The organism is Pseudonocardia sp. SID8383 (assembly GCF_009864975.1).
In the GTDB taxonomy this organism is placed as follows: domain Bacteria; phylum Actinomycetota; class Actinomycetes; order Mycobacteriales; family Pseudonocardiaceae; genus Pseudonocardia; species Pseudonocardia alni.
In genome coordinates this window covers 1-7,380 of sequence record NZ_WWFY01000589.1, presented here as the reverse complement: position 1 = coordinate 7,380, position 7,380 = coordinate 1, and the positions used below count along the sequence as shown (strand labels likewise).

Annotated in this window: 7 protein-coding genes and 1 pseudogene; 4 read left to right on the top strand and 4 right to left on the bottom strand. The window is 73.2% G+C overall.

The window, feature by feature from the left end; all coding sequences use genetic code 11:
- Positions 1-234 precede the first annotated feature (234 nt).
- The 3 genes from GTW08_RS14430 to GTW08_RS14420 form a co-directional block, all read right to left on the bottom strand.
- The gene (locus GTW08_RS14430; protein ID WP_346009906.1) at positions 235-939 is read right to left on the bottom strand and encodes an iron-sulfur cluster assembly protein; all 705 of its coding nucleotides are present in this window, start codon (positions 937-939) and stop codon (positions 235-237) included.
- 35 nt (positions 940-974) lie between these two features.
- Positions 975-2,042 carry an amidohydrolase family protein gene (locus tag GTW08_RS14425; RefSeq protein ID WP_073573747.1) on the bottom strand — a complete coding sequence of 356 codons (1,068 nt, stop codon included), beginning with the start codon at positions 2,040-2,042 and terminating at the stop codon, positions 975-977.
- Positions 2,043-2,125: 83 nt separating this feature from the next.
- Positions 2,126-3,154 carry an NAD(P)-dependent alcohol dehydrogenase gene (locus GTW08_RS14420; RefSeq protein ID WP_073573748.1) on the bottom strand — a complete coding sequence of 343 codons (1,029 nt, stop codon included), beginning with the start codon at positions 3,152-3,154 and terminating at the stop codon, positions 2,126-2,128.
- A gap of 188 nt (positions 3,155-3,342) precedes the next feature.
- Between GTW08_RS14420 and GTW08_RS14415 the strand changes: the two genes are divergently transcribed.
- The 3 genes from GTW08_RS14415 to GTW08_RS14405 are packed head-to-tail and all read left to right on the top strand — an operon-like array spanning position 3,343 to position 5,942.
- Positions 3,343-3,798: a DUF4442 domain-containing protein gene (locus tag GTW08_RS14415; protein WP_161152050.1), complete on the top strand. Its 456-nt coding sequence runs from the start codon at positions 3,343-3,345 to the stop codon at positions 3,796-3,798.
- 27 nt (positions 3,799-3,825) lie between these two features.
- Positions 3,826-4,485 carry an SDR family oxidoreductase gene (locus GTW08_RS14410; protein WP_161152049.1) on the top strand — a complete coding sequence of 220 codons (660 nt, stop codon included), beginning with the start codon at positions 3,826-3,828 and terminating at the stop codon, positions 4,483-4,485.
- A gap of 53 nt (positions 4,486-4,538) precedes the next feature.
- Positions 4,539-5,942 carry a dihydrolipoyl dehydrogenase family protein gene (locus GTW08_RS14405; protein ID WP_161152048.1) on the top strand — a complete coding sequence of 468 codons (1,404 nt, stop codon included), beginning with the start codon at positions 4,539-4,541 and terminating at the stop codon, positions 5,940-5,942.
- 108 nt (positions 5,943-6,050) lie between these two features.
- Here the strand turns inward: GTW08_RS14405 and GTW08_RS14400 are convergent, their stop codons facing one another.
- Complete coding sequence (locus tag GTW08_RS14400) at positions 6,051-6,938, bottom strand: DUF6474 family protein (RefSeq protein ID WP_161152047.1); 888 nt, start codon at positions 6,936-6,938, stop codon at positions 6,051-6,053.
- Between the two features lie 156 nt (positions 6,939-7,094).
- Between GTW08_RS14400 and GTW08_RS31085 the strand changes: the two are divergent.
- Positions 7,095-7,380: pseudogene (locus GTW08_RS31085) on the top strand (hypothetical protein); the annotation flags it as partial.

Sequence of the window (7,380 nt, the reverse complement as noted above, 5' to 3'; positions counted from 1 at the left end):
TCCGGGCCGGGGCGGCACGCGGCACGCCACGCCGGCCCCGCCGCCGTCCGCGCCGCCCTGCTCGCCGCCCTGGCCCCCTTCGTGCACGGGGACGGCTACCGCCTCACCGACACCGTCCGGGTCCTGGACGCCGCACCGCCCGGGCGCTGATCCGCTCCCCGCCGGCGACCACAGTGGACGCGGACGGGCCGCGCCCCGGGTGGAGGGCGCGGCCCGTGTCGTGGTGGTGCGGTGTCAGTGCCCGGCGGCCGCGGCGGGTGCCGTGTCGCCGTAGCGGATCTTCAACAGGCCCTTGCAGTACTCCCCGTTGGTCTCGATCCCGACCCGCTGCAACCGCGCGCGACGCAGGTGCAGCGGGACCTGCTCGACGGTCACCGCGGTGCCGTCGGAGTGGACCAGCAGCGGTGCGTCGTCGCCGGCGGGCAGGCCGATCGCCCTGCGGCGGGTCCGCATCCGGGTCAGCTCCTCGGTGTCGGCCTCGGTCCCGACCAGCTCGCCGAGCGTCAGCCCGGCCAGCTTGTCGGGTCCCCGGCCGGCGTCGACGAGCGGGCGGGCCACCCGGTCCTGGCCGGCCAGCGCGGCCTTGGCCAGGAACGTGTGCCGCAGCTCGTCGAGCTCGGCCGCGGCCTGCCCGTTGATCGAGCCCTCGAAGGACTTGACGAACCCGGCGTGCGCCGCGACCCCACCGTTGATCTCGTCGGAGGCGTGGTGGTCGGCCAGCGTCACCTCCGCCCTCGTCACTCCCGGTACCGCGGTCACCGCGTCGTAGGCGTCGGCGACCATCAGGAACGAGAAGTTCGGAGCGCAGAAGAACGTCGGCAGCCGGAGCCCGACGACGACCTCACCGGCGGGCGAGACCGACCACGACTCGACGAAGTCGAGCTCGGTGATCGGCTCGTCCAGCTCCGGGTCGAGCACCGTCCCCAGCGCTGACCACACGGCCTGCCGGAGCGGGCTCTCAGCAGGCCGCGGGGTCACGCCTGCGCCCCCGCCTTGTTGTCGACGAGCTCCTCACCCGGGGCCATGGCCTCGTCGGCCGTGGTGTCGGGCAGCCGGCAGTCGGCCGGGACCTCGAGGTCGTAGAGCTTCGCCGCGTTGAGGCCGAGGATCTTCTTCTTCGACGCGGTGGTGAGACGCGGGTAGTCGGCGAACTGGTCGTCGTCGGGCATCTGCCAGTCGACCAGGCCCTCGACCTGCCACTTCGGCGTCCAGATGTTGTAGTCGCTGCCGAAGGTCATCTTGTCCTCGCCGACCCAGAACAGCAGCTCGCCCATCACCTTGGCGAAGAACTTCGGGCGGGCGTGCATCAGGCCGCCGACGACGACCGACAGGCCGGCGTAGACGTTGGGCTCCTGCACCGCCATGAAGCAGAAGTCCTCGATGCGCGGCAGGCCGACGTGCTCGACGATGAAGTTCAGGCCCTGGAAGTCGGTGGCCGCGTGGTCGACGTCGGCGACGTCGAACGCGTCCTTGTCCAGCGGCCAGATCGTCGGGCCCTTGTGGACGTGGACGTTCTTGATGCCCAGCTCCTGGGCCCGCTCCAGGAAGCGGTAGCACTCCGGGTCGGTGAGCTTGAAGCCGCGGGAGCTGCCGTTCCACTCCGCGGTGTAGAGCTTCACGCCCTTGTGCTTGTACTTCGCGCAGTCCGCCTCGAACTGCTTCATGCCCTCGTCGCCGTCACGCGGGTCGAAGCGCCCGTTGACGATGATCCGGTCGCCCCACTTCTCCAGCAGCGCCGCGTTCTGGTCGGCGGTGTTGAAGCCGTTCTTGTACCACTCCTTGAGGTAGGTCGACTGGAAGATCGAGTAGTCGACGTGGCCCTCGATGAAGACGTCGCGCTCGAAGTCGTCCTGCGAGACCTTGAGGTAGTGCTCCCAGTCCCAGTGGGTCTCGGGCGGGCCGAGCTGGTGGTAGCCGTAGAAGCAGTCGATCCAGCCCTTGGCGTACTGCTCGCGACCCTCGACCCAGTTCTCCCGGGAGGCGTCCCAGAAGTGGCTGTGGGAGTCGACGATGAAGTACTTCTCGCCGTCCTTCTCGTACATGTGGTTCCTCCTGCGTCAGCAGCTCTGCTGATCGGTGGTGGGTCAGGGAAAGAACGTTCGTCCTGTACGTACGTATGACTGGGTCACGGAACGAGGATCGCCCGGCCGCGGACCTTGCCCGCGTCCAGGTCGTGCAGGGCCTCCAGCGCCTGGTCGAGCTTGTACTGGACGGTGTGCAGCGTGACCTTCCCGGCCTGGGCCAGGACCATGAGCTCGGCGAGGTCGTTGTAGGTGCCGACGATGTTGCCGATGATGTTCTTCTCGCCGGCGACGAAGTCCAGGGTGGGGGCGGAGAGGTTGCCGCCGTAGCCGAGGACGAAGTTGTAGCCGGCCGGGCCGGTCATCGCCCAGGCGTCGTTCTCCGCGCCCTGCTCGGCGACGAAGTCGAAGACCACCGTGGCGCCGCCGCCGGTGAGCTCCTGGACGGCCTCGACCTGGTTCCCGTCGGCGACGACGGTCTCCTCCGCGCCGATCTGCTTCGCCAGCTCGAGCGCGTCCGGGTTCTTGTCGACGACGATGATCTTGGTGGCGGTGAGCGCGGCGAGCGCCTGGATGCCGATGTGACCGAGCCCGCCCGCGCCCTGCACGACCGCGGTGGTGCCCGGATACAGGAACGGCACCGCCTTGCGGACCGCGTGGTAGGCGGTGATGCCCGCATCGGCGAGTGCGGCGACGTCGGCCGGGTTGGTGTCCGGGTTCAGCTTCACGCAGGACCGCGCGGTGGTGCGCAGGTACTCGGCCATGCCGCCGTCGTTGTTCGACAGGCCGGGGAAGAACGCGTCCCCGGTGCACTGCATGTCGCGCCCGTAGCGGCACATGGTGCACAGCCCGCACGACGGCTGCGGGTGCAGGATGACGGTGTCGCCGACCGCGACGTTCGTGACGCCGTCGCCGACCGCGTGCACCCAGCCCGCGTTCTCGTGGCCGATCACGTACGGCAGGTCGGGGTTCTGGATGTCGGCCCAGTCCCCGTCGATGATGTGGAGGTCGGTGCGGCACACGCCGGCACCGCCGATCTTGACGATGACGTCGAGCGGACCCTGGATCGTCGGTTCCGGGATGTCGTCGATCCGGGGGTCCTGCTTGTACGCGTGCACCCGCACGGCCTTCACTGGCGGTACCTCCGAGCCTCGGACGCGCGGCGTTGCGCATCGTGGTGGTGGGACTTGGTGTGCCTGCTGTCACACCGATCTCAACCCCGTTGTGCACGACGGACAAGGGGGTTCGTTCTCGCACAGCGATAATCGTGAGGAACCGGGCGTCGCTTTCCTATGATGTTACCGGCGAGTAGGGTCGGGTCATGGCTGATGACGCGAGCTGGGTGGCCGACGCGATGACGCAGGCGGTGCCGTGGGTGGGCACCGCCGGGATCACCTTCGGGTCGATCACGACCGACCGGGTCGAGGCGTTCCTCCCCGACCGGTCCGACCAGCACAACCACGTCGGCGGGCCGCACGCCGCGGTCATGTTCGGACTGGGCGAGACCGCCTCCGGCGCGGTCGGCCTGGCCGCGTTCGCCTCGGCCGGGGACCGGGCCGTGCCGCTGGTCGTCCGGTCCGAGATCCGCTACCTCAAGTCCGCCAAGGGCGACCTCCGCGCCGAGGCGGTGCTGACCCGTCCGGCCGGTGAGGTGCTCGCCGAGCTCGACGCCGGGACGCGCCCGGAGTTCGCCGTCGACGTCACCATCACCGACGCCCAGGGTGCGCAGACCGGGGCCATGACGATCGTCTGGACGCTCAAGCCGAACAGGCGGTGAGCGGCCGTCCGGCCTAGCGTGGCCGGCATGGACGTGGTGATCGCCGGAGGACACGGACAGATCGCGCTGCGACTGTCCACGCTGCTCACGGGGCAGGGACACACGGTGCGCTCGATCGTGCGCAACCCCGACCACACCGACGACGTGGCGGCCACCGGGGCGAGCCCGGTCGTGGCGGACCTGGAGAAGATCTCCGCGACGGACCTCGCGGGGCACCTGACCGGCGCCGACGCCGTCGTCTTCGCGGCGGGCGCCGGGCCGGGCAGCGGGGTGGAGCGCAAGGAGACCGTCGACCGCGACGGCGCCGTGCTGCTCGCCGACGCCGCCGCGACCGCCGGGATCCGCCGCTACGTGCTGATCTCCTCGACCGGGGTGGACGCCGAGCCGGACCCCGAGCGCGGCGAGGTCTGGGCCGCTTACATCCGCGCGAAGAAGGCCGCCGAGGAGGCGGTCCGCGCCGACGGCCGGCTCGACGCGACGATCCTGCGCCCGGGGAGGCTCACGAACGACCCGGGCACCGGCCGGGTCGTGCTGGCCCCGCCGCCGGTGGAGTACGGCGACGTGACCCGCGACGACACCGCCGCGACCGTCGCCGCGCTGCTCACGGCTCCGCAGTCGGCAGGCCTGACCCTCGAGCTGCGCGGTGGCGACACCGAGCTGGGGGACGCGGTCGCCGCCCTGGGGTGACACCCCGGCGCCGGGGTGACATGGAACGGCCCCGGAGCGGGAAGCTCGGTGCCATGAGCGAGCAGAGCCACGACGTCGTCGTGATCGGGGCGGGCCCGGTCGGTGAGAACGCTGCAGGTTACGCGGTGGACGCCGGCCTGTCCGCCGCACTGGTGGAGGCCGAGCTGGTCGGCGGGGAGTGCTCCTACTGGGCGTGCATCCCGTCGAAGGCGTTGCTGCGCACCCCGCAGGCCGTCGCCGACGCCCGGCGGCTGCCCGGCGTGCGGGCCGAGTTCGACCCGGCGAAGGTCCTCGAACGCCGCACGACGTTCACCTCCGACTGGGACGACAGCGGCCAGGTGCGGTGGGCCGAGGGCGCCGGTGCCGCCGTGCTGCGTGGCCGGGGCCGGTTGGCCGGGGAGAAGCGCGTCGTCGTGACCGCGGCCGACGGCACCGAGACCGTGGTGACCGCGCGCCACGCCGTCGTCGTCGCGACCGGCAGCGTGCCGGTCGTGCCGCACGTCGCGGGGCTGGACACGGTCGAGTACTGGGGCTCGCGCGAGGCGACCTCGGCGAGGGAGGTCCCGCGCCGGCTCGGCGTGCTCGGCGGCGGCGTCGTCGGCTGCGAGATGGCGCTGGCCCACGCCCGGCTGGGTGCGCAGGTCACGCTGTTCAACCACGGCGACCGGGTGCTGCCGGGCGCGGAGCCGCAGGCCTCCGAGCGTGTCGCGGCCGGGCTGCGGGAGGCCGGCGTCGACCTGCGGCTGGGCACCGGCCTGGACGAGGTGCGCCGGAACGGGGACGCGACGGTGCTGGTCGGCGGCGGGGACGAGGTCGAGGTGGACCGGCTGCTCGTCGCGACCGGGCGCCGTCCGGCCACCGACGGGCTCGACCTCGGCTCGGCCGGGGTGGGCCTCGGGCGGCGCGGCGAGATCGTCGTCGACGACTCGGGGCTCGCCGCGGGGGACTGGCTCTACGCCGTCGGCGACGTCAACGGGCGGGCCCCGCTCACCCACCAGGGCAAGTACCAGGCCCGGATCGCCGCGCACGCGATCGCCGCACGCGCCGCGGGCCGCCCGCTCGACGACGCCGCCTGGGGCGAGGACGCGGCGACCGCCGACCACCACGCGGTGCCCCAGGTCGTGTTCACCGATCCAGAGGTCGCCTGGGTGGGCCGGACCGCCGCGGCCGCCCGCGCCGAGGGGCTCGACGTGCGGGTGGTCGACATGGACATCGCCGTCGCCGGGTCCTCGCTCACCGCGGACGACTGGTCCGGCCGGGTGGTCGCCGTCGTCGACCCGCAGCGGGAGGTGCTGCTCGGGGTCACGTTCGTCGGGCCCGGGGTCGCCGAGCTGCTGCATGCGGCGACGGTCGCCGTGGTCGGTGAGGTGCCGCTGGCCCGGCTGTGGCACGCCGTGCCCGCGTTCCCCACGATCAGCGAGGTGTGGCTGCGGCTGCTGGAGACCTACCGCGCGTAGCGCAGGCGGAGCGCGCATCGGTACCGCGCGGAGCGCAGGCGGAGCGTGCATCGGTACCGCGCGGGCCGACCGTCTCCGTGGGCCCGGGGCCGGGCCCACGGAGACGGGTCAGGAGCGGACGCCCAGGTGGTCGAGCAGGCGGACCTCGATGCGGTCCAGGTCGGCGGACACCGTGCGGTACGCGGCCTTGCGGCGGGCGGCCGGCATGTTCTCCGCGGCCCGGACGGCGGCGGCGAGGTCGTGCAGCCGCGGCTCGGTCTCGTCGGCGAACCGCTTCGCGGCCTGGTCGCGCTCGACGGTCCCGTCCTCGCGCAGCTCGGTGATGGTGCGCGCGATCCGGGACAGCCGTGCGTGCAGCCGTCCGCCGGGGCCGGAGTAACCGCCCAGCTCGTCCGGGGACACGCCGAGTCGGCGGGACCGGTGGTCGTCGAGGCGGTGGCGCAGCGACCCGGCCGCGGCCATCGCGTACGGCGCCAGCAGCGGCGCGACGATCTTCGCCACACCCAGGTACCGCTGGACCTTCTTGGCGTTCCACTCGCGGGCGGCGCGGTCCCGCTCGGCCTGCTTGGCGGCCAGGTTCTCGCTCTTGAGCCTGCCCTTCTCCGCGGCGCGCGCGGCCTTCGCCTCGGCCTTGCGGGCGCCCGCGTCGGCCTTCGCCGCCGCCTTGGCGACCTTCCGGTCGGCCGAGCGGGCCTTGAGGTCGGCCGAGCTCAGCAGGCTGTTCGCGGTGGCGGTGCCCTCGCCGACGGCGCGACGCGTGCTGCGCGCGGCCCGGCGGCCCGCCTTCTCCGCCCGCCGGGACGCCGCCTCGGCCTTCTTCCGGGCCTTCACCGCGCGCTGGTGCAGCTTCTCGGCGGCCCTGTCGGCGGTCTCGCGGGTGTACTCGAGGGTCTGGACCGTGGCCGACTGCACCCGTTCCGACGCGTCGACCGCCGCCTCCCTGGTCGCCGCCGCGGCGCGCTCGCCCGCGCTCGGCTTCCTGCGCAGCAGTCCCATGTCGTGTCCTCCCGGGTCGGCTCGGCAGATGATCGCCGTGTCGTCGCAGCCTAGGGCCCCGCCCACCGCACGCGCAGGACCGACACCACCCGGGTGGGGGAACGGGGCGTCACGCGGATCCGTTCCTGTCGGGGGTGGTCTCTACCCTCGGGAGCCGTGAGCACCTCGACCGGACCGCGTACCGCACCCCGTGTCCTGCTGGACGCGGCGGCGCTGAGCGGGTGCCGCCGCCGGGTGCACCTGGACCACGACCCGTCGGCGGCGGAACGGCCGCGGGCGCTGCCGGACCCGGCGATCGAACAGCGACGGGCCGACGCGGCGGCGCACCGGGTGCGGATCGGTGAGCTGCTCGCGCGCACCTGGGGTGCGGACTGGGCGAGTACCTGGCCGGACGGCATGGCCGGGCCGACGGGGACCGGCGCCGGTCCGCGGGCGGCCCGGG